The sequence below is a fragment of the Streptomyces diastaticus subsp. diastaticus genome (assembly GCF_011170125.1).
Taxonomy (GTDB): Bacteria; Actinomycetota; Actinomycetes; order Streptomycetales; family Streptomycetaceae; genus Streptomyces; species Streptomyces diastaticus.
In genome coordinates, this window is the sequence record NZ_BLLN01000005.1 from 1,273,627 (window position 1) to 1,292,883 (window position 19,257).

Consider the following 19,257-nt stretch of genomic DNA (forward strand, 5'->3'; position numbering starts at 1 on the left):
GTCACCCGCCCCACCTGCCGCCTGAGCGCCGCCGGGCCTGGCGCGAGGCCAGGCCGAGCAGGGTGAGGAACACGCCCAGCGCGAGCAGGCCGCCGACCAGGGTCGCCGGCACCTGGACCAGAGCGCTCACGCCACCTCCCCCGCCGGGCCGGCACGCGCCGGCACCGTCCCTGGTGTGGTGCCCGGGCCGGCCGCACACCACACCTCGGCACGCAGGGGCCGGCCGGACACCTCCACGGTGTCCGGCCGGCCCCTCGGCTGCCGGGTGGGCCCCCGGGGCCGGGACGGCGCCGTCAGCGGGTCGGGCCGCTGCGGCCGCCCTTCCAGTCGTCCTCCTCGCCGGAGGCGCCGGAAGTGCCGTCGTCGTACTGGATCTCCTCCTTGCGGACGGTGTCGCTGACCTCGCGCTGCTCGGTGACCTTCTCGGTCTCCAGGCGCACCCGTTCGACGGGGACGGCCTCCTTGCGGACGACGGGGCGTTCGGCGTGGAGCGTCACCTCCGCCTCGGCCTCGCCGATCTCGGTCCCGCGTGTGCGGTCGCCTTCGCCGATGGGCTCGCGGACGAGGTGCACCTCCTCGTGGCTGACGGGGACGGTGGTGCTGACGTCCTCGGTCACGACCACCTTCCGCAGGCGGGCGCGGCCCACCTCCTGTTCCTCGGTGCCGACGCGCAGCTGCTCCTCGGAGCGCACCATCTCGTCGGCGTACGTGGCGCGTTCGTCGCCCATGTCGGCGCCGGAACGGCTCATCGCGGGCGACCCGGCCCCGGCTCCGGCCAGTGGCCGGTCCTCGGTGGGCCGGCCGGTCCCCTGACTGCGGCCGGCGGCCCCGGCGGCCCCGGCGGTGCCCGCGGCCGCGGCCTGGGTCCCGGTGCCGGTCTCCGAGGTGGTGTCGCCGCGGCCGCTCATCTCGTCGCCGGTCTTGCCGCTCGCGCCGCCCCGGGTGACCCCGTAGTGGGCGTACAGCTCGCGCTCCTCGGCGGCGTCGAGATGCTCGTCGGCATCGACGCGCGGGGCGTCCTTGATGGTGTCCTTGGCGTAGGCGAGGTGGAGTCCCTCGCCGTCGTGGCCCGCTCCGGCGAGCGGTACGAAGGTCTCCTTCATGCCGAACATGCCGGTCTTGACCGTGACCCACTCCGGCTTCCCCGTACCGTCGTCGAGGAAGACCTGTTCGACACTGCCGACCTTGGCGCCGTCGCGGTCGTAGGCGGTCAGCCCCACCAGCTGATCGGTGGTGAGGAAGCTGTCACCTGCTGTCATGTCGTGATCACTCCTTGGACGGCGCGTGGCGGAGGATTCCGGGAGCACCCCCAGGGGCCCACACACCCACGCCTCCATCGCGCACCCGGAACGCCGTCGCGGCAACCCGGGGCCGTGCGCCTCTCCTCTCCGGCGACCGGTGCCGTGCGGGCCGGAACGCGCCCGTGAGGCCCCAGGGAGGGCCGGGAGCCGGGCTCCGACGCCGCACGGCGTTACTCCATTCGGGTGAATCCCTTCCGGGAGGCCGCACGCCGCCTCCGGGACGGGCACGGCGGAGCCGGGGCGCCCCGGCTCCTGCCGCTCCCCGTCAGGGGCGCCCTGCGGTCAGGAGGCGGTGAGCGCGGCCCGGACGGTACGGGCCGCGGCCACCAGGTTCTCCAGCGAGGCACGGGTCTCGGGCCAGCCGCGGGTCTTCAGGCCGCAGTCCGGGTTGGCCCAGAGGCGTTCGGCGGGGATGGCCGCCAGGCCTTCGCGGAGCAGGGCGGCGGCCTCCTCGGCGTCGGGGACGCGCGGCGAGTGGATGTCGTAGACGCCGGGGCCCGCCTCACGCGGATAGCCGTGGGCGGCCAGTTCGTGCGCGACCCGCATGTGGGAGCGGGCCGCCTCCAGGCTGATGACATCGGCGTCGAGGTCGTCGATGGCCTGCACGATGTCGCCGAACTCCGCGTAGCACATGTGGGTGTGGATCTGGGTGCCCGGTGCCACCCCGCCCGTGGTGAGGCGGAAGGCCCGGGTGGCCCACCGGAGGTAGGCGGGCCGTCCGGCGGCGCGCAGCGGCAGGGTCTCGCGCAGCGCCGGCTCGTCGACCTGGATGACCGGGGTACCGGCCGCCTCCAGGTCGGCGACCTCGTCGCGCAGGGCGAGGGCGACCTGCGCGGCGGTCTCCCCGAGCGGCTGGTCGTCCCGGACGAAGGACCAGGCCAGCATGGTGACGGGCCCGGTCAGCATCCCCTTGACCGGCCGGCCGGTGAGCGACTGGGCGTACGCCGTCCAGCGCACCGTCATCGGCGCGGGACGGGAAACGTCCCCGGCGAGGACCGGGGGGCGGACGTACCGCGTGCCGTACGACTGGACCCAGCCGTGCCGGGTGGCGAGGTAGCCGGTGAGCTGTTCGGCGAAGTACTGGACCATGTCGTTGCGCTCGGCCTCGCCGTGCACCAGGACGTCGATCCCGGCCTTCTCTTGGAAGGCGATCACCTCGGCGATCTCGGCGGCGATGCGCTCCTCGTACCCGGCCGTGTCGATCCGGCCCGCGCGCAGGTCGGCGCGGGCCGCGCGGACCTCGCCGGTCTGCGGGAACGAGCCGACGGTGGTGGTCGGCAGCAGCGGCAGCCCGAGCCGCTCCCGCTGGGCCGCGGCCCGCTGCGGGTACGGCTGGGACCGGCGGGCGTCGGCCCCGGTGACGGCGGCGGTCCGGGCGCGGACGGCCGGGTCCCGGGTGAGCGGGGAGTTCGCGCGGGAGGCGAGGTCGGCGCGGTTGGCGGCGATCTCGGCGGCGATGGCGCCGGTGCCGTGGGCGAGGCCCGTGGCGAGGGTCGCGACCTCGGCGGTCTTCTGCCGGGCGAAGGCGAGCCAGCGCAGGACCCGCGGGTCGATGTCGCGTTCCGGCGCGGTGTCGAGCGGAACGTGCAGCAGGGAGCAGGAGGCGGCCACGTCGACGCGGTCGGCGAGACCGAGCAGGGTGGCGAGGGTGGCCAGGGACTTCTCGAGGTCGTTGATCCAGATGTTGCGGCCGTCGACGACACCGGCGACGAGCCGCTTGCCGGGCAGGCCGCCGACGGCGGCGAGGTCGTCGAGGTTGGCGGCGGCGGCCTCGGTGAAGTCCAGCGCCAGCCCCTCGACCGGCGCCTTGGCCAGCACCGGCAGCGCCTCGCCGAGCCGGTCGAAGTACGAGGCGACCAGCAGCCTGGGCCGGTCGGTGAGGGCGCCGAGGTCGCGGTAGGCGCGGGCGGCCGCGTTCAGCTCGGCCGGGGTGCGGTCCTGGGCGAGGGCGGGCTCGTCGAGCTGCGCCCACGCCGCGCCGGCGGCCCGCAGGTCGGCCAGGACCTCGGCGTAGACCGGGAGCAGCCGGTCGAGCAGGGTCAGCGGCTCGAAGCCGGCGGCGACCCCGGGGGCGGGCTTGGCGAGCAGGAGGTAGGTGACGGGGCCGACGAGGACCGGGCGGGCGGTGTGGCCGAGCGTGAGGGCCTCGGTCAGCTCGGCGACCTGCTTGGCGGAGTCGGCGCTGAAGACGGTGTCCGGGCCCAGCTCGGGCACCAGGTAGTGGTAGTTGGTGTCGAACCACTTGGTCATCTCCAGCGGCGCGACCTCCTGGGTGCCGCGCGCCATGGCGAAGTACCCGTCGAGCGGGTCGGCGTCGACGGCGGCCCGGTGGCGCGCGGGGACGGCGCCGACCATGACGCTGGTGTCGAGGACGTGGTCGTAGTACGAGAAGTCGCCGGTGGGCACCTCGTCGATGCCGGCCCCGGCGAGCTGGGCCCAGTTGGCCCGGCGCAGCCCGGTCGCCGTCTCCTGGAGGGCGCCGGCGGTGACGCGGCCCTTCCAGTAGCCCTCGACCGCCTTCTTCAGTTCCCGGTGCTGTCCCTGGCGGGGGTAGCCGTACACGGTCGGCCGTGCTGCCGCGGCCGCGGACTTCGCTGTCACGGAACTCTCCTTCGCGAGACGTCTCCTGCATCCCGGCCACGGGACGCGAGCGCGAAGGGACGACGGACCGGACGGCGGGGGTCCGCGCCCCGGGGGCGCGCCCGTCCGTCCGCTCTGTGCTCCTCCGACCCGCCCACGAGGTCACCGGGATGTCCGCACACGGATGTCGCGTGCGGGCAACGGGCAGGTCTTCGGACTCGCGGGCACGTCCGCCGAAGGCGGACACCTACTGGCCGTCGCTTCCCGGACCCGTTCCCCGGACCCAGTGCGTATGACGGCGTTCGTTCCCACTCACCGCTGCGGGGCAGTCCCGGATTCCCACCGGGTTCCCTCTTGCGACGCCCCGTCTGGCGGACGGGGCGAACCAGCTGCACGGGGCAGCCTAGCCGGGGGCGGGGGCCTCGCGGGGGTGGGTGTTCACATGGCGGGACGCGGGGGCGCTGCAGGCGTTCCCGCATCTCCTCCCGGGGCACCAGCGGGGCGAGCCGCCCGGGACGTGACGACCTGCCGCAGATCCGGCAGATCCTCATCGACACCCAGCGGAACGTGTACTCCGGGGTGACCGAGGACGAGGAGTTCCGGCAGCGGTTCCCGTGGTTCGTGGACCACTGGGGCGGGCACCCGGGGTTCTCCTGCGTGATCGCCCGCGACGGGGACGAGGTGGCGGGGTTCGCCTACGGTGCCCCCGGCACGGAGGGCCGCGAGTGGTGGCGTAAGCACCTGGACGAGGCGCCGGAGCGGGCCCGGACGTTCCACCTCTCGGAGCTGATGGTGCGCGAGCTGCCGCTGCCCTGAGCCCTGAACACGTGACGAGGGCACCCCGGCGACGGGGCGCCCCTCGGCGCGAGCGGGTGGCGACGGTCAGCAGGTGACCGTTTCCTTCCAGGCCTGGAGGCCCGAGGTCCGGTGGTACAGGTACGCGCCCTTGCGCAGGGTGGTGCACTTGCTGCCGCGGCCGGCCGTCACGCCGCCCCGTCCTGCCACCCCCCGCTCATCATCGCCGCCAGCCGCCGGGCCGCGTCCGGGCCGAAGCACAGCTCCAGGCTCTCGGCCGACTCGCGGGCGGCGCGCTCGCCGCGGGGGAAGAGGGCCGCCTCGTACGTGGCGAGGGCGCGCTCGGGGTCCTGCGGACGGGCCAGCAGAGCCGCGGCGAGTTCGGCGCCGTCGAGCATGGCGAGGTTGGCGCCCTCCCCGGCGAACGGGGACATGAGGTGGGCGGCGTCGCCGAGCAGGGTGACGCCGGGAGCGCGCTCCCAGCGGTGGCCGACGGGCAGGGCGTGGACGGGACGGGCGACGAGCGGGCCGTCGCCGTCGGCGAGGAGGGAGCGCAGGCCCTCGTCCCAGCCGTCGAAGTGGGCGAGCACCCGGCGGCGGGCGGCGGCCCGGTCGGCGAGGCCGAGGGAGTCCAGCAGCTCGGCGGGGCAGCGCAGGGCGACGTAGGTGTGCAGGCGGGCGCCCGGTTCGCGGTGGGCGAGGAGGCCCTTGCCCTGGTCGAGGGCGAAGAGCAGGCCGGAGCCGACGAGGGCGGCGGCACGGGGATGGCGGCGGTCGGCGTCGGTCAGGTCGGCCTCGACGAAGCTGACGCCCGTGTAGGCCGGGGCGGCGTCCGAGACCAGGGGGCGCACGCGCGACCAGGCTCCGTCGGCGCCGACGAGGAGGTCGGTGGTGAGAGTGGTGCCGTCGGCGAGGCGGACCTCGTGGCGGCCGCCTCCGAGCGGGGTGGCGGCGGTGACCTGGGCGCCCCAGCGGACCGTTCCGGCGGGCAGCGCGTCGAGCAGCAGGTCGCGCAGGGCCGCGCGGTGGACCTCGGGCCGGCCCCCCTCGGCGTCGTCGGCGTGGTGGACGGTGGCGTGCCGGTCCAGGACGCGCGTGGCCTCACCGCCGGGCTGCACCAGGCGGCGGAACCCCTCGTACAGCCCGGCCTCGCGCAAGGCCGCCTGGGCGGTGTCCTCGTGCAGGTCGAGCATGCCGCCCTGGGAGCGGGCGTCGCGGTCGGCGTCGCGGTCGAGGACGGTGCAGCCCACGCCGTGCAGGGCCAGGACGCGGGCGAGGGTGAGCCCGCCGAGCCCGGCGCCGACGACGAGGAGGGGGTGGTGCTCGGGTATGGGGGCGGTGGTCACGGTGACTCCTTGGGGGCTCGCGGGCACGGGGCGGGGAGAGCGCGGCGGCCGGGGCGGGAGAGCTGAATCCCTGGGGGCCGTCGTCACGACTCCACCGTAACGAACGCGTTCGTCGCGAACAAGTACGACACGAACAGGTGCGACACGAACACGATCCTCACGTCGCGAAGGCGCCGCCGGAGCGCCCACCCGCGCCTCAGGGCCGCCGTGCACCGCTCCACGGGAAAAGCGGAGGCCAGGGGTCGCACGCTCCCTCGCGGGCCCGGCGCGCCACGCCCCTTCACTTCCTGACGCCACGGCCGCACTTCCTTCACGTCTTGCGACAACTCTTGACGCCTCAGGTTTCCGGGAGAACCATCACCCCCCATGGAGAGCGCTCTCAGGCGCTCTCCCGCCTTTCCCTGTGGTCACTCGCTCCTGCCCTCCCCCCACTTCGACAGCTCAGGAGAGCCGACATGCCCACCACCCCCTTCGGACCCCCACACCCGGACGGCGGACCACGTCCCGGGACCCGGCGCCGCAGAACCGCCGCGGCGCTGCTCGCCGGCGCCCTCGCCGCGACGACGCTGGTCATGCTTCCCGCCACCTCCTCGCAGGCGGCGCCCGCACCCGCCGCGCAGAGCACGGCCGGCCCCGTCGAGGGCGGCGGCGACCTCGGCCCCAACGTCCACGTCTTCGACCCGTCGACGCCGGACATCCAGGGCACGGTCGACCAGATCTTCAAGGAGCAGGAGTCGGCCCAGTTCGGCGAGGGGCGCCACGCCCTGCTGTTCAAGCCGGGCACGTACAACGGCCTCAATGTGCAGATCGGCTTCTACACCGCGATCTCCGGGCTCGGCCTCTCCCCCGACGACACCCACTTCAACGGGGACGTGACGGTCGACGCCGGCTGGTTCGACGGCAACGCCACGCAGAACTTCTGGCGTTCGGCGGAGAACCTGTCGCTCAGCCCGGCCAACGGCACCAACCGCTGGGCCGTCTCGCAGGCGGCGCCGTTCCGCCGGATGCACGTGCGCGGCGGCCTCAACCTCGCACCCGACGGCTACGGCTGGGCGAGCGGCGGCTACATCGCCGACTCCAGGATCGACGGCGAGGTCGGCCCGTACTCCCAGCAGCAGTGGTACACCCGCGACAGTTCGGTCGGCGGCTGGACCAACGGCGTCTGGAACATGGTCTTCTCCGGCGTGCAGGGCGCCCCTGGGCAGGGCTTCCCGGAGCCGCCGTACACCACACTGGAGACCACCCCGATCTCCCGTGAGAAGCCGTTCCTGTACCTGGACGGCGACGAGTACAAGGTGTTCGTCCCCGAGAAGCGGACCAACGCGCGCGGCGTCTCGTGGGAGGGGGACCAGCAGGGTGAGTCGCTGCCGCTGGACCAGTTCTACGTGGTGAAGCCGGGGGCGACCGCGGCGACCATCAACGCCGCCGTGGACCAGGGGCTGCACCTGCTGTTCACGCCGGGCGTCCACCACGTGGACGAGACCATCGACATCGGCCGGGCGGACACCGTGGTCCTCGGCCTCGGCTACGCCACGATCGTCCCGGACGACGGGGTGACCGCGGTGAAGGTCGCCGACGTCGACGGAGTCCGGCTGGCCGGGCTCCTCATCGACGCGGGTGCCGAGAACTCCCGGACGCTGGTGGAGATCGGCGAGGAGGGCTCCTCCGCCGGCCACGCGGACAACCCGACGACCGTGCAGGACGTCTTCATCCGCATCGGGGGCGCCGGCCCGGGCAAGGCCACCACCAGCCTCGTCGTCAACAGCAACGACACGATCATCGACCACACCTGGATCTGGCGCGCCGACCACGGCGAAGGCGTCGGCTGGGAGACCAACCGCGCCGACTACGGCGTCCAGGTCAACGGCGACGACGTCCTGGCCACCGGCCTCTTCGTGGAGCACTTCAACAAGTACGACGTGGTGTGGGCCGGAGAGCGCGGCCGGACGATCTTCTACCAGAACGAGAAGGCGTACGACGCGCCGGACCAGGCGGCCATCCAGAACGGCGACACCCAGGGATACGCGGCCTACAAGGTCGAGGACTCGGTGGACACCCACGAGGGCTGGGGCCTGGGGAGCTACTGCAACTACAACGTGGACCCGGCCATCCGCCAGGAACACGGCTTCCAGGCACCGGTCAAGCCCGGGGTGAAGTTCCACGGGCTGCTCACCGTGTCGCTCGGGGGCATGGGCCATTACGACCACGTGATCAACCAGGTCGGTGAGCCCACCCAGGGTTCGGACACGGTCCCGTCGACGATCACCGAGTTCCCGCTGCCCTGACGCGCGGGGCGACACAAGGGAACGGGAGCCGGCCCCCGCGGTGGGGGCCGGCTCCCGGCGTCGTGGGGAGCGGGGTCACGCCGCCTTGAACCGGCGCAGCCGCAGCGAGTTGCCGACGACGAAGACCGAGGAGAAGGCCATGGCGGCGCCGGCGATCATCGGATTGAGGAGGCCGGCGGCGGCCAGCGGCAGGGCGGCGACGTTGTAGGCGAAGGCCCAGAAGAGGTTGGACTTGATGGTGGCGAGAGTGCGCCGGGCCAGGCGTACCGCGTCGGCGGCCACCCTGAGGTCACCGCGGACCAGGGTGAGGTCGCCTGCCTCGATGGCGGCGTCGGTGCCGGTGCCCATGGCGAGGCCGAGGTCGGCCTGGGCGAGGGCGGCGGCGTCGTTGACCCCGTCGCCGACCATGGCGACCGTACGTCCCTCGGCCTGGAGCCCCTTGACCACCTCGGCCTTGTCCTCGGGCATCACCTCGGCGATCACCTGCTCGATGCCGACCTCGCGGGCGACCGACTCGGCGGCGGCCCGGTTGTCGCCGGTCAGCAGGACGGGGGTGAGGCCCAGCGCGCGCAGCCGGCGGATCGCCTCGGGGCTGGTCTCCTTGACCGCGTCGGCCACCTCCAGGACCGCGCGGGCCTCCCCGTCCCAGGCGACCGCGACGGCGGTACGCCCGGCCGCCTCGGCCCCGGCGTGGGCACGCTCCAGCTCGGCGGGCAGCTCGATCGCCCACTCGGCGAGGAGGCGGGGCCGGCCGACGAGGACGGCGTGGCCCTCGACGACGCCCTGGACACCGAGACCGGCGACGCCCGCGAAGTCCTCGGGCGCGGGGAGCGGGCCGGTGCGGTCGGCGGCGGCCCGGGCGACGGCCTGGGCGATGGGGTGCTCGGAGGCGTGCTCCAGGGCGCCGGCGAGCCGGAGCGCCTCCTCCTCCGTGGTGGAGGCGGCGGTGTGCACGGCGAGCAGGGTCATCCGGCCGGTGGTGACGGTGCCGGTCTTGTCGAGGACGACCGTGTCGACCTTGCGGGTGCTCTCCAGGACCTCGGGGCCCTTGATGAGGATGCCGAGCTGGGCGCCGCGTCCGGTGCCGACCATGAGCGCGGTCGGCGTGGCGAGCCCCAGCGCGCAGGGGCAGGCGATGATCAGTACGGCGACGGCGGCGGTGAAGGCGGCGGTCAGCCCCCAGCCGGTGCCGAGCCAGAAGCCGAAGGTGGCGACGGCCAGCGCGATGACGACCGGCACGAAGACGGCGGAGATGCGGTCGGCGAGCCGCTGGGCGGCGGCCTTGCCGTTCTGCGCCTCCTCGACCAGCCTGGCCATCCGGGCGAGCTGGGTGTCGGCGCCGACCCGGGTGGCCTCGACGACCAGGCGGCCCCCGGCGTTGAGGGTGGCGCCGGTGACGGAGTCGCCCGGGCCGGCCTCGACGGGGACGGACTCGCCGGTGAGCAGGGAGGCGTCGATGGCGGAGGAGCCCTCGACCACGGTGCCGTCGGTGGCGACCTTCTCGCCGGGGCGGACCACGAAGTGGTCACCGGCGCGCAGCTCGCCCGCCGGGATCCGCTCCTCGCCGCCGTCGCGCAGGACGGTGACCTCCTTGGCTCCCAGCTCCATCAGCGAGCGGAGCGCGGCGGAGGCGCGGCGCTTGGAACGGGCCTCGAAGTAGCGTCCGGCCAGGATGAAGGCGGTGACGCCGGCGGCTGCCTCCAGGTAGATGTTCCCGGCCCCGTCGGTGCGGGCGACGGTGAACTCGAAGGGGTGGGTCATGCCGGGGGTGCCGGCGGTGCCGAGGAAGAGGGCCCACAGGGACCAGAGGAAGGCGGCGGAGGTACCGACGGAGATCAGGGTGTCCATGGTCGCGGCGCCGTGCCGCAGGTTGGTCCAGGCGGCCCTGTGGAAGGGCCAGGCAGCGTAGACGACGACGGGGGCGGCCAGGGTGAGGGAGAGCCACTGCCAGTAGGTGAACTGGAGTGCCGGGATCATGGCCATGGCGATGACCGGGACGGAGAGCACCACGGCGGTGATCAGCCGCTGGCGCAGCGGCCGCAGTTCCTCCTCGGCCCGCGCGTCGGCGTCGTCGCCCGCCACCGCTTCGGGGCCGGTGCGGGGCGGCTCGGGCTCGCGGGCGGTGTAGCCGGTGGCCTCTACGGTGGCGATCAGGTCGCCGACCCCCACCGGCCCGGCGTAGGAGACCTTGGCCTTCTCGGTGGCGTAGTTGACGGTGGCCTCGACGCCTTCCATGCGGTTGAGCTTCTTCTCGATGCGCGCGGCGCAGGAGGCGCAGGTCATCCCGCCGATGGCGAGTTCGACCTCCGCGGGCCCCGCTGTCGTCGTCCGGCCGCTCATGGCCACCACTGCTCCTCCGTCGCTCCTCGGTACCGCCAGGTACCCTTTCGACCTTCAGGTATACCCCCCGGTGGTATGAGAAGCAAGATCGGCCACCGTTTGACTTCATACCCCCAGGGGGTACTTTGGGTAGACCTCCGACGGACGAACACGTCGGCGGAGACAGAGGAGCGGTCATGAACACAGGAGTGCGGATCGGGCTGTACGCGGCCGGACTGGTCGTCGCCTTCGGCGCGGCGTACGGGGTGGGGGTCCAGTTCGGCCCGGAGCCGGACCGCCCGGTGCCCGCCGAGCACGGCGGGCACCCGCGGGACACCGGCGGAGACCACCGCGAGGACCACGGCGCGGCCCGTCCCGCCTCCGCGACCCCGCGCTGACGCCCCCGCGCACGCCGGGACCTGCCCCCGCCAGGCGGAGCGGGGCCCCGTTCGCGACGGGCTCGGGTCAGCCGAGCGGCCTCACCCCCACCGGCACGCGGCGATCCGGGACCGCGCGCCCGGCCCTGTCACCACGTCGCCGCCGGCCGAGTCGGCGGCGGTGGCGGTGGCGGTGGCGGTGGCGGTGGCGGTGGCGGTGACACTGCCCCGGCGAGTACACCGGGACCGTCGCCGGACGCGCGGTGCGCGTGGCCACCGGCGGCCACGGTCGAGCCGACCGCCGCCGTGGAGGTGAACGGGACGCACCGGCCGAGGGGCGCGAGCCGCGCCCGCGCGCGGCCGGCCGAGCCGGTCCCGAGGGTGGCGCACCCGAAGGTCCGCCCCGGGCCGCCCCCGAGGAACGCCCCCTCGTACACACCGGCCTCCGCCTCGTACGCGGCGTACGGCAGACCGGCGCCCCGCCCGGTGGCGGCCGCCCCGGTGGCCGCCACCCGGCCCACCGCCGAGAGGGGGCGGACGGGCCCCGGTGCGCGCCCCGTCCGCGTGTCAGGGCTGCCGCAGCGCGCCCCCGGCGGTGATCCGCTCCACCGCCTCCACCGTCAGCGCCCGCTCGTGCGGCCGGGTGTCCAGGGCCCGGTGCAGGGAGAGCCCCTCGATGAGGGCGTCGAGTTGACGTGCCGTGTCGGGGTCGAAGTGGCGTTCGAGGATGTCGCGGCTGCGGGCCATCCAGGCGCGGGTCAGTTCGCGGTAGGCGGGGCGGCGGGCGGCGAGGGTGTACAGCTCCTGGGTGAGGATCAGGTCGCGCTGGTTGCCGCTGGAGAGATGGTGCACCAGCCCGGCCACGGCGGCCCGCGCCTCCTCGGCGGTGGCGGCGGCACCGAGGCGCTCCTCGAAGACGGCCACGATGGTCGAGGAGAAGCGGGTGAACGCCTCGCGGAGCAGTTCGTCCATCGAGGCGAAGTGGTAGGTCATCGACCCCAGCGGTACCCCCGCCCGCGCCGCCGCCTTGCGGTGCGAGACACCCGCCACGCCGTCCTCGGCGATCAGGTCCAGCACGGCGGCGAGGATGCGCTCCCGCCGGCCGGGGTCGGTCTGTCCGGTCGCCACTGGTCCTCCTGGTCGTGCGCGGGCGGGCCCGCGGCCGGGGCCCGGGGAGCCTCACCGTAGCGCCGGGGACGGACACGGGGGTGACCACGCCGGGCGTACGGTCGTACACTCGCAGGGCGTACGACCGTACGTGCAGGGCGGGGCCTGCTCCGGGCCTGCTCCGCTCCCCCGCGTCTGCCGAGGACTCCGCCGTGCTGGACACCGCCACGCGCCGCCGGCGTGCCGCCCTCTTCGTCTTCATGCTCGTCTCCGGAGTCGGCATGGCCTCGTGGGTGGCGCGGACGCCGGCGGTCCGGGACACGCTGGGCGTGAGCACCGGCGGCATGGGCGTGGTGCTGTTCGGCCTGTCCACCGGGTCGATGGCGGGGGTGCTGCTCTCCGGCCCGCTGGTGCGGCGGTACGGCGGGCGGGCCGTCATGTGGGCCGGCGCGGCCGTGCTGACGGCCGGACTCGCGGTGGTCGCGGGCGGCGCCGCAGGGTCGCTGGCGGGCGGGGTGTTCGTGGGGCTCGCCCTGTTCGGCTCGGGGCTCGGACTCGCCGAGGTCGCCGTGAACATCGAGGGCGCCGCCGTGGAACGGCGCATCGGCCGGCCGGTGCTGCCGGTGCTGCACGGCTGCTTCAGTCTCGGCACGGTCGTCGGGGCGCTGCTCGGCCTGGCGCTGACGGCGGCGCGGTTCCCGGTCGGCGCGCACCTGCTGGCGGTGGCGGGGCTGACGGCGGCGGCCACGGTCTGGGCGGTGCGCGCGGTGCCCGCCGGTACGGGCCGGGAGGCGGCGCCGGAGCCGGACGCGGAGCCGAAGGACCGGCTGGCGGCGCTGCGCGTGTGGCGGGACGGGCGGCTGGTGCTGATCGGGGTCATCGTCCTGGTGATGGCGTTCACCGAGGGCGCCGCCAACGACTGGCTGCCGCTGCTGATGGTCGACGGACACGGCGTCAGCGCCACCGCCGGGTCACTGACGTACACGGCGTTCGCGGTCGCCATGACGGCGGGCCGGTTCGCGGGCGGGCCGTTCCTGGAGCGGTTCGGGCGGGCGGCCGTGGTGCGGACCAGTGCCGTGGTGGCGGCGGCCGGTGTGGCGCTGGTGGTCTTCTCGCCGAGTCCGCTGGTGGCGGGGGCGGCGGTGGTGCTGTGGGGGCTCGGCGCCTCGCTCGGCTTCCCGGTGAGCATCTCGGCGGCGGGCGACGACCCGCGGGGCGCCGCCGCCCGGGTCAGCGCGGTCGCCACCGCCGGGTACCTCGCCTTCCTGGTGGGCCCGCCCTCGCTCGGCTTCCTCGCCGACCATGTCGGGCTGCGCCCGACGATGGGCGTGGTGCTCGCCCTGCTGGTGGTGGCCGCCCTGCTCGCCCCGGCGCTGCGGCCACGCGTCCGGCCGGCGGCGCCGGAGCCTTCGCCGCCGGCCGGCCCGGAGGCCGCGCGGCTGCTGGACGACGGCGTGGGCCGTCCCTGATCAGGATGGGCCGCCCGTTCCTGGGGGGACGGACGGCCCATCCGTCCGTGGCGCGTCCGCCGGAGGTGCCGAGGCCGGGAGGACGGGCGCCCCGGGGCGGGGCCGGGAGGACGGGCCGCAGGCGGGACGGCTTGCGGCGCCGCGGGCCCGCGGACGCGTCCCGTCCGGGCCCGTCAACGCGGGCCCGCGCCCCCGCTCGCGGCCCGCGCGATGTGCCGCGATGCTGGGAGAGGACGTGCGAGAGGCACGCCCCTCCCACCGGTGCGGTGTGTCCGCGCGCCTCCTGCCCGGCCCCGGAAGGGCCCGGGCACGGGGGTGTCACGTGCCGCACGGCCCGCCAGGCACGGAAGGACCGCCCATGGCCACGGTCGCGCTGCTCGCCACCGGCGGCACCATCGCCTCCACCGGAGGCGCCGACGGGCGTGTCCCGACCGCCTCCGGCCGGGATCTGCTGCGCCAGGCGGGGCTGGGCGGCGGCGACCCTCCCGTTCCGGTGCGCGAACTGGAGTTGGGCGGATCGTTCTCCTGGGACCTGGAGAGGATGCGCCGGGTGATCGAGGAGATCCGCGGTTGCCTCGCGGCACCTGTCCGGGGCACGGACGGTGCCCGGCCGGACGGCGTGGTGGTGACGCACGGCACGGACACCATGGAGGAGACGGTCTTCCTCGCCTCCCTGCTGCTGGACGACCCGCGCCCGGTGGTGCTGACCGGCGCGCAGCAGCCGTACGACTCGCGCTCCCCCGACGGCCCGGAGAACCTGCGGGACGCCTTCGCGGTCGCCGCCGCACCGTCGGCGCGCGGCCGGGGCCCGCTGCTCTGCTTCGACGGGCTGGTCTTCGCCGCCCGGGGGGTCACCAAGGTCGACACGCTGTCGCACCGTGCCTTCGGTGCCCCCGGCCGGGGCCCGGTGCTGCGCGTCCACGACGGCCGGGTGACCGCGCTGGCGCCGCCCGGCCCGCCACACCCCCTGCCCGGCGTCGACCTGGACACCGGCCTGCCCCGCGTCGACGTGGTCGCGCTCTACCCCGGCGCCGACGAGGCTCTGCTGCGGGCCGCCGCGGAGACCGGGGCGGCCGGTCTGGTGCTGGCCGCCCCGGGGACGGGGAACACCGCGCCCCGGGTGGCCCGCGAGGTGGCCCGGCTGACCGGCTCGGGCGTCCCGGTCCTGGTCTGCTCCCGGGTCCCGTCGGGCCCGGCCGTCCCGCTGTACGGGGGCGGGGGCGGTGTCGACCTGGCCAGGGCGGGGGCCGTGTTCGCGGGCGACCTCAGCCCCTGGCAGGCCCGGCTGCTGCTGGCGGTGGCGCTGGCGGCCACCCGGCTGGGCGCGGCGCGGGCGGTCTCCGGCTGGCTGGACGGCTGAGGGCGGCAACGACGTCCGGGCCCGCGCGGCCCGGCGGCATCCGGATCCACCGCTCGGGGACGAGGAGGGTGAGGACAGTGGCCAAGGAGATCTTCGTCGGTTTCGGTGTGGACGTCGACGCGGTCGGCGGCTGGCTCGGCAGCTACGGCGGCCAGGACTCACCGGGCGACGTGTCACGCGGCATGTTCGCCGGTGAGGTGGGCGTACCGCGGCTCGTCGAGCTGTTCCGGCGGGCGGGTCTGCGCCAGTCGTTCTTCTGGCCCGGCCATTCGGTCGAGACCTTCCCCGAGCAGTTCGACGCCTGCGTGGCGGCGGGCCACGAGATCGGCGTGCACGGCTACAGCCACGAGAACCCCATCGCCATGACCGCGCGGCAGGAGGCCGACGTCCTCGACCACTCGGTGGAGTTGCTCACCCGCCGCGCGGGCAAGGCCCCGACCGGGTACGTGGCCCCCTGGTGGGAGCTGAGCGAGTCCACCGCCGACCTGCTCCTGGAGCGCGGGCTCACCTACGACCACTCGCTGATGCACCGCGACTTCGAGCCGTACTACGTGCGCTCGGGCGACACGTGGACCCGCATCGACTACGACCGTCCCGCCTCGGCCTGGATGAAGCCGCTGGAGCGCGGTGAGGAGACCGGCCTGGTCGAGATCCCCGCCAACTGGTACCTCGACGACCTGCCGCCGATGATGTGGATCAAGTCGTCCCCCAACAGCCACGGGTACCTCGACCCGCGCGACATCGAGTCGCAGTGGCGCGACCAGTTCGACTGGGTCCACCGGGAGATGGAGTACGCCGTCTTCTCGATCACCATCCACCCGGACGTCTCCGGCCGCCCGCAGGTGCTGCTGATGCTGGAGCGCTTCATCGAGCACGTGAACAGCCACGAGGGCGTGCGGTGGGCGACGTTCGAGGAGATGGCCGCCGACTTCCGGCGCCGCGGCTGAGCGGGCCTCGACGGTCCGGCGCCGAGGGGACGGCCGCCGGGGATGACTTCAGCTGCCACTGCCGGCCGGGCCGTCGGGCGGGCCGGCCGGCAGTGAGACCACCGCCCACCACCACCTGCTGACGGTGATGTACGAGGCGTCGGCGGGGGCGTCGAGGCGGGTGGCGCGGACGACCTCCCCGGACCCGTCGGCTCCGGCCAGGATGCCGTCCCCGGCGGCGCCCGGCGAGTTCCTCCCGCCCAGGGACGGGGGCCCGACCTGCCCCGGGGACGACCGCGTCGGCGCGGACGCCCCTGGTGCCGGCTCCACGTCGAGCGAGCGCGCCGGGCCCGGCACCCCGGCCGCGGCGGCGTTCGTGGGCCTGGGCTGCCACCCATGGACGCCGTCGGCAAGGGGAGGCGACGGCCACGGACACGCCGCCGCGCGTCATCGCGGCGGCGGCCGAAGGCCGCCTCCGCAGCGCGCCGGTCAGGTCGGCCTCCGACAAGGGCGCGCCCGGTTCGCCGGACCCCCTCAGCGCCTCGCTCCCCCTGCGGAGGGAGCGCGAAGACCGCCTGCCGCCCCGCTGGAGCCGCTGCCCGCGCTCGGGGCCGGCGGCAGGGGGCTCGCTGCCCGGTCCGGGCTCCTGGACCGGTGCGAGAAGCCGGCGCCCGGCGGCGGGCGGGGCGGGTTCTCGGGGCCCCGGGGCGCCGGGACCGTCACCCGTTCGGCCCCGACAGGCGAGCGGGCCCGTTCTGCGTCACGGTGGAGAAGTGGCTCCTCCCCGGCCCGGGGCGGCCACCGTGACGCCCGCACCGGGCCGCGCGGCCCCCGGGCCCGGCCCCGAGACGGAGAAGCGGTGAACGCGCATGAAGGCACTGGTCCACCAGGGCCCCCGCCAGGTCACGGTCGAGCAGGTCCCGGACGCGCGGATCGGCGTGGTCGGGATCTTCCTCCCGCAGGACGAGGGCGGGCCGACCGAGCTGGCCCGCAAGGGCAGACTCCCCTTCGACTTCGGCGACTTCTGGTTCAAGGGCCAGCGCGTCGGGACCGGCCAGGCGAACGTCAAGGCGTACAACCGGCGGCTGCGGGACCTCATCCACCACGACCGGGCGGAGCCCTCGTTCCTCGTGTCGCACGAACTGCCGCTGGACGACGCCCCCGAGGCGTACCGGAACTTCGACGACCGGCTCTCCGGCTGGACCAAGGTCATCCTCAAGCCCTGACCCAGGAGGCAACCGATGCAGGACAAGTCGAGCGACCCCCACCCCTCCCGCGAGGAACTCCCCCTCCCCGACTACGACCACCTGCCGGTCTCCGGCCTGGAGCACCGTATGCGGGCCCTCCCGGCGGAGGACCTGCGGACGGTACGGGCCTACGAGCAGGAGCACGCGGACCGGCCGCAGGTCAAGCAGTTGATCGACCACCGGCTCGACCAGTTGGAGCACGGCGCGACCCCCTCGGGCGGCGACCCGGCGGCGCCGGGCGCCGAGCGCCCCGTCTCCGCGCGGGAGCACCCCTCGATCAGCCCGCAGACGGGTGCGACGCCGACCGAACCGCCGAGGCACGGGCTGCGGCACGGGACCTACGGCCGCTCCAAGCCGACCCAGCCGAACAACCCGCGCCAGCACTGACCCGGCGCGGCGGAGTTTCAGGCCGGGGCCTCCACCGGTGGCGGCCCCGGCTTCGCCGCGAAGGTCCAGCGGTTGGCGGCGAGCGCGTCGGCCGCTTCTGGCGCGGGCCGCGCCCGTGCAGCGCGCTGGAGGCGAACGGCGTCCTGGTGGCGGTGGACCAGCCGAGGGCGGCCAGACCGGCGGCGGAGTCGGGGCGCGGTTCGCCGTCGTAGAGGCGGAGCAGGTCGACGCCGATCCGTGTGCGCGCCGCGGTGTGGACCGGGTTGTTCCGCACCTCCTCCGGCTCGCGGATCACCTTCACCTCTTAGGCGAGGGCGCCGGACGCGGCGGCGAGCCGGTCGACGGCGGCCAGGAGCCGGCGTTCGGCGGCGCCCGGCAGGGCGGCTTGCCCCGGCCCCGGTCACGGTGGCGCCGGCTGGCGCCCTGCCGCTCCGGATCCCCGGCGAAGCGGACGAAGACCACCTCGCCCCCGGCGGACCGTGCCAGACCGACGGCCTCGGCGGTGTGCCCGGCCGCGCGCTCCAGAAGCTCCGGGTCGAGGCCGTGCCGGGCCGCCGCCCCGGGCGAGCAGAAGTCGCGCTGGAGGTCGACGACGGCCAGTGCCGTCCGCCCGGTGGCGCTCACCGTCCCTCGCCCGGCACCGTCACGGCCACCGCGCCGGGCTGCCGGGCGGGCGGCACCCCCGTCTCCCCCAGCTCCGCGAGGAGGGCGTCGAGCACGGCGGTCGTGCCGTACGCGCCGCCGAGGTCGGCGGTGGCCACGCCCCGGTCCAGGACGCGGGCGAGGGCCCGTTCCACCTCCCGCTGCGCCCCGGCGCACCCGGCGTGACGCTCGGCGACGGCCGCGGCGGCACGGACCGTGGCGACCGGGTTGACCAGGTCACGTCCGGCGAGGTCGTCGGCGGAACCGTGCACGGTCTGGTACTCGACCAGTCCGCGCACGTCGGGGTGGAGGTACACGTTCTCCGTGCAGCGGTTCTCCTGCCGCTCACCACCGAAACGGTCCAGCAGGACGACGTGCATGATGTCGGCCCACTCGTTGCCCGCGACCAGCACGGTGCGGTCTGCCAGGCCGTGGGTGATGAGGTCGCGGTTGACGGTGTCCGGCTGGCAGAGCTGGATCCGCACCCCCAACCGGTCCGACAGCTCCGCCACCCACGTCCCGAACACCCCGTCCAGCAGGTGGAACTTGTACGCCATCACCACCGGTCCGAGCCGCCCGTCGGGCCAGTGGCGCCGGGCCCGCTCCAGGGCGTAGGAGACGACCTCCGCGGTGGTCTCCCGGCTGAACTCCATGGTGCGGGTGACGGCTGACGGCGTGTGCCGGTTGGTGCCGGTGTAGAAGCCCTGTGCCTCGTCCCTGACCAGCAGCGCCTCGCCGTCGTCGGCGGCGAACGGATCGACCTTCACCGCCTTGAGGCGCTGCCGGACCAGGTAGAGCGACTGGGCGTTGACCGCCGTGCGGAAGACGGCCCCGGCGCCGCGGGCCGCCAGCGACCGGCAGAACCCCTCGTAGTGGTCGGTGTCCTCGCGGGTGAGCGTGGCGACCGGCTCCCCCGCGCCCTCGCCGCACAGCGAGTGGTACGAGTGGTAGAGGCGGGGCGAGCGGACCAGCGTGACACCGGTCGGGTGGTCCCGGGTCAGCACGCCCAGGACACGGGTGAAGACCTCGGCGAGTTCGGCTCCCGTGCCGTGGCCGACGGCGAGTCCGACTACGGGTGGCATGGCGGTTCCCTCTTCTCTCTGCTTCCCTCTGCTT

General features: G+C 75.1%; 16 protein-coding genes, 1 pseudogene and 1 riboswitch. Of the genes and pseudogenes, 8 read left to right on the top strand and 9 right to left on the bottom strand.

Translation table 11 applies throughout. The features are described 5' to 3' along the window. Position 1: 1 nt before the first annotated feature. From Sdia_RS30375 to metE, 3 genes are all read right to left on the bottom strand, one after another. Complete coding sequence (locus Sdia_RS30375) at positions 2-130, bottom strand: hypothetical protein (protein ID WP_258565687.1); 129 nt, start codon at positions 128-130, stop codon at positions 2-4. A 163-nt stretch (positions 131-293) separates the two neighbouring features. Next, a complete protein-coding gene (locus tag Sdia_RS23035; RefSeq protein WP_100457308.1) occupies positions 294-1,259 on the bottom strand; it encodes a PRC and DUF2382 domain-containing protein in 966 nt (321 codons plus the stop codon). A 324-nt stretch (positions 1,260-1,583) separates the two neighbouring features. Next, positions 1,584-3,902: a 5-methyltetrahydropteroyltriglutamate--homocysteine S-methyltransferase gene (metE, locus tag Sdia_RS23040; RefSeq protein ID WP_189500352.1), complete on the bottom strand. Its 2,319-nt coding sequence runs from the start codon at positions 3,900-3,902 to the stop codon at positions 1,584-1,586. Between the two features lie 165 nt (positions 3,903-4,067). Further along, a riboswitch (cobalamin riboswitch) is annotated at positions 4,068-4,286 on the bottom strand. Positions 4,287-4,448: 162 nt separating this feature from the next. Between metE and Sdia_RS23045 the strand changes: the two genes are divergently transcribed. Further along, a complete protein-coding gene (locus Sdia_RS23045; RefSeq protein ID WP_189400169.1) occupies positions 4,449-4,697 on the top strand; it encodes a hypothetical protein in 249 nt (82 codons plus the stop codon). A 167-nt stretch (positions 4,698-4,864) separates the two neighbouring features. On the opposite strand, the gene Sdia_RS23050 is transcribed toward Sdia_RS23045, so the two are convergent. Then, the gene (locus Sdia_RS23050; protein ID WP_223123499.1) at positions 4,865-6,022 is read right to left on the bottom strand and encodes an FAD-dependent oxidoreductase; all 1,158 of its coding nucleotides are present in this window, start codon (positions 6,020-6,022) and stop codon (positions 4,865-4,867) included. Positions 6,023-6,477: 455 nt separating this feature from the next. Here Sdia_RS23050 and Sdia_RS23055 point away from each other — a divergent pair, with 455 nt between their 5' ends. Continuing rightward, the gene (locus Sdia_RS23055; protein WP_100457310.1) at positions 6,478-8,307 is read left to right on the top strand and encodes a pectate lyase-like domain-containing protein; all 1,830 of its coding nucleotides are present in this window, start codon (positions 6,478-6,480) and stop codon (positions 8,305-8,307) included. Between the two features lie 75 nt (positions 8,308-8,382). Here the strand turns inward: Sdia_RS23055 and Sdia_RS23060 are convergent, their stop codons facing one another. Continuing rightward, positions 8,383-10,647, bottom strand: coding sequence for a heavy metal translocating P-type ATPase (locus Sdia_RS23060; RefSeq protein ID WP_189400167.1), 2,265 nt, complete (start codon positions 10,645-10,647; stop codon positions 8,383-8,385). Positions 10,648-10,823: 176 nt separating this feature from the next. On the opposite strand from Sdia_RS23060, the gene Sdia_RS23065 reads away from it, so the two are divergent. Beyond that, on the top strand, positions 10,824-11,024 hold the full coding sequence (locus tag Sdia_RS23065) for a hypothetical protein (protein ID WP_115069080.1): 201 nt from the start codon (positions 10,824-10,826) through the stop codon (positions 11,022-11,024). A gap of 546 nt (positions 11,025-11,570) precedes the next feature. Here the strand turns inward: Sdia_RS23065 and Sdia_RS23070 are convergent. Then, the gene (locus Sdia_RS23070) at positions 11,571-12,131 is read right to left on the bottom strand and encodes a TetR/AcrR family transcriptional regulator (RefSeq protein ID WP_100457313.1); all 561 of its coding nucleotides are present in this window, start codon (positions 12,129-12,131) and stop codon (positions 11,571-11,573) included. Positions 12,132-12,322: 191 nt separating this feature from the next. Here Sdia_RS23070 and Sdia_RS23075 point away from each other — a divergent pair, with 191 nt between their 5' ends. The 3 genes from Sdia_RS23075 to Sdia_RS23085 all read left to right on the top strand — a co-directional run bounded on the left by Sdia_RS23075 (position 12,323) and on the right by Sdia_RS23085 (position 15,886). Then, positions 12,323-13,579 carry an MFS transporter gene (locus tag Sdia_RS23075; protein WP_100457314.1) on the top strand — a complete coding sequence of 419 codons (1,257 nt, stop codon included), beginning with the start codon at positions 12,323-12,325 and terminating at the stop codon, positions 13,577-13,579. A gap of 358 nt (positions 13,580-13,937) precedes the next feature. Continuing rightward, positions 13,938-14,939: an asparaginase gene (locus Sdia_RS23080; protein WP_124287990.1), complete on the top strand. Its 1,002-nt coding sequence runs from the start codon at positions 13,938-13,940 to the stop codon at positions 14,937-14,939. Between the two features lie 77 nt (positions 14,940-15,016). Beyond that, positions 15,017-15,886, top strand: a complete 870-nt coding sequence (locus Sdia_RS23085) for a polysaccharide deacetylase family protein (protein ID WP_100457316.1) — start codon at positions 15,017-15,019, stop codon at positions 15,884-15,886. A 48-nt stretch (positions 15,887-15,934) separates the two neighbouring features. Here Sdia_RS23085 and Sdia_RS23090 read toward each other — a convergent pair whose 3' ends face one another. Further along, entirely contained in the window at positions 15,935-16,195 is a 261-nt protein-coding gene (locus Sdia_RS23090) for a hypothetical protein (RefSeq protein WP_147289609.1), read from the bottom strand. Positions 16,196-16,797: 602 nt separating this feature from the next. Between Sdia_RS23090 and Sdia_RS23095 the strand changes: the two are divergent. Together Sdia_RS23095 and Sdia_RS23100 are read left to right on the top strand one after the other, a co-directional pair. Beyond that, positions 16,798-17,091 (top strand): annotated as a pseudogene (locus Sdia_RS23095) (aldehyde dehydrogenase); the annotation flags it as partial. A gap of 15 nt (positions 17,092-17,106) precedes the next feature. Next, the gene (locus Sdia_RS23100) at positions 17,107-17,499 is read left to right on the top strand and encodes a DUF8129 domain-containing protein (protein ID WP_100457318.1); all 393 of its coding nucleotides are present in this window, start codon (positions 17,107-17,109) and stop codon (positions 17,497-17,499) included. A 297-nt stretch (positions 17,500-17,796) separates the two neighbouring features. On the opposite strand, the gene Sdia_RS23105 is transcribed toward Sdia_RS23100, so the two are convergent. Together Sdia_RS23105 and Sdia_RS23110 are read right to left on the bottom strand one after the other, a co-directional pair. Beyond that, positions 17,797-18,123 carry a cysteine hydrolase family protein gene (locus Sdia_RS23105; RefSeq protein ID WP_229831438.1) on the bottom strand — a complete coding sequence of 109 codons (327 nt, stop codon included), beginning with the start codon at positions 18,121-18,123 and terminating at the stop codon, positions 17,797-17,799. Continuing rightward, positions 18,120-19,223 (bottom strand): isocitrate/isopropylmalate family dehydrogenase, encoded by a 1,104-nt coding sequence (locus Sdia_RS23110; RefSeq protein WP_100457319.1) that lies wholly within the window; start codon positions 19,221-19,223, stop codon positions 18,120-18,122. Before Sdia_RS23110 ends, Sdia_RS23105 begins: the two co-directional genes overlap by 4 nt. Positions 19,224-19,257 lie beyond the last annotated feature (34 nt).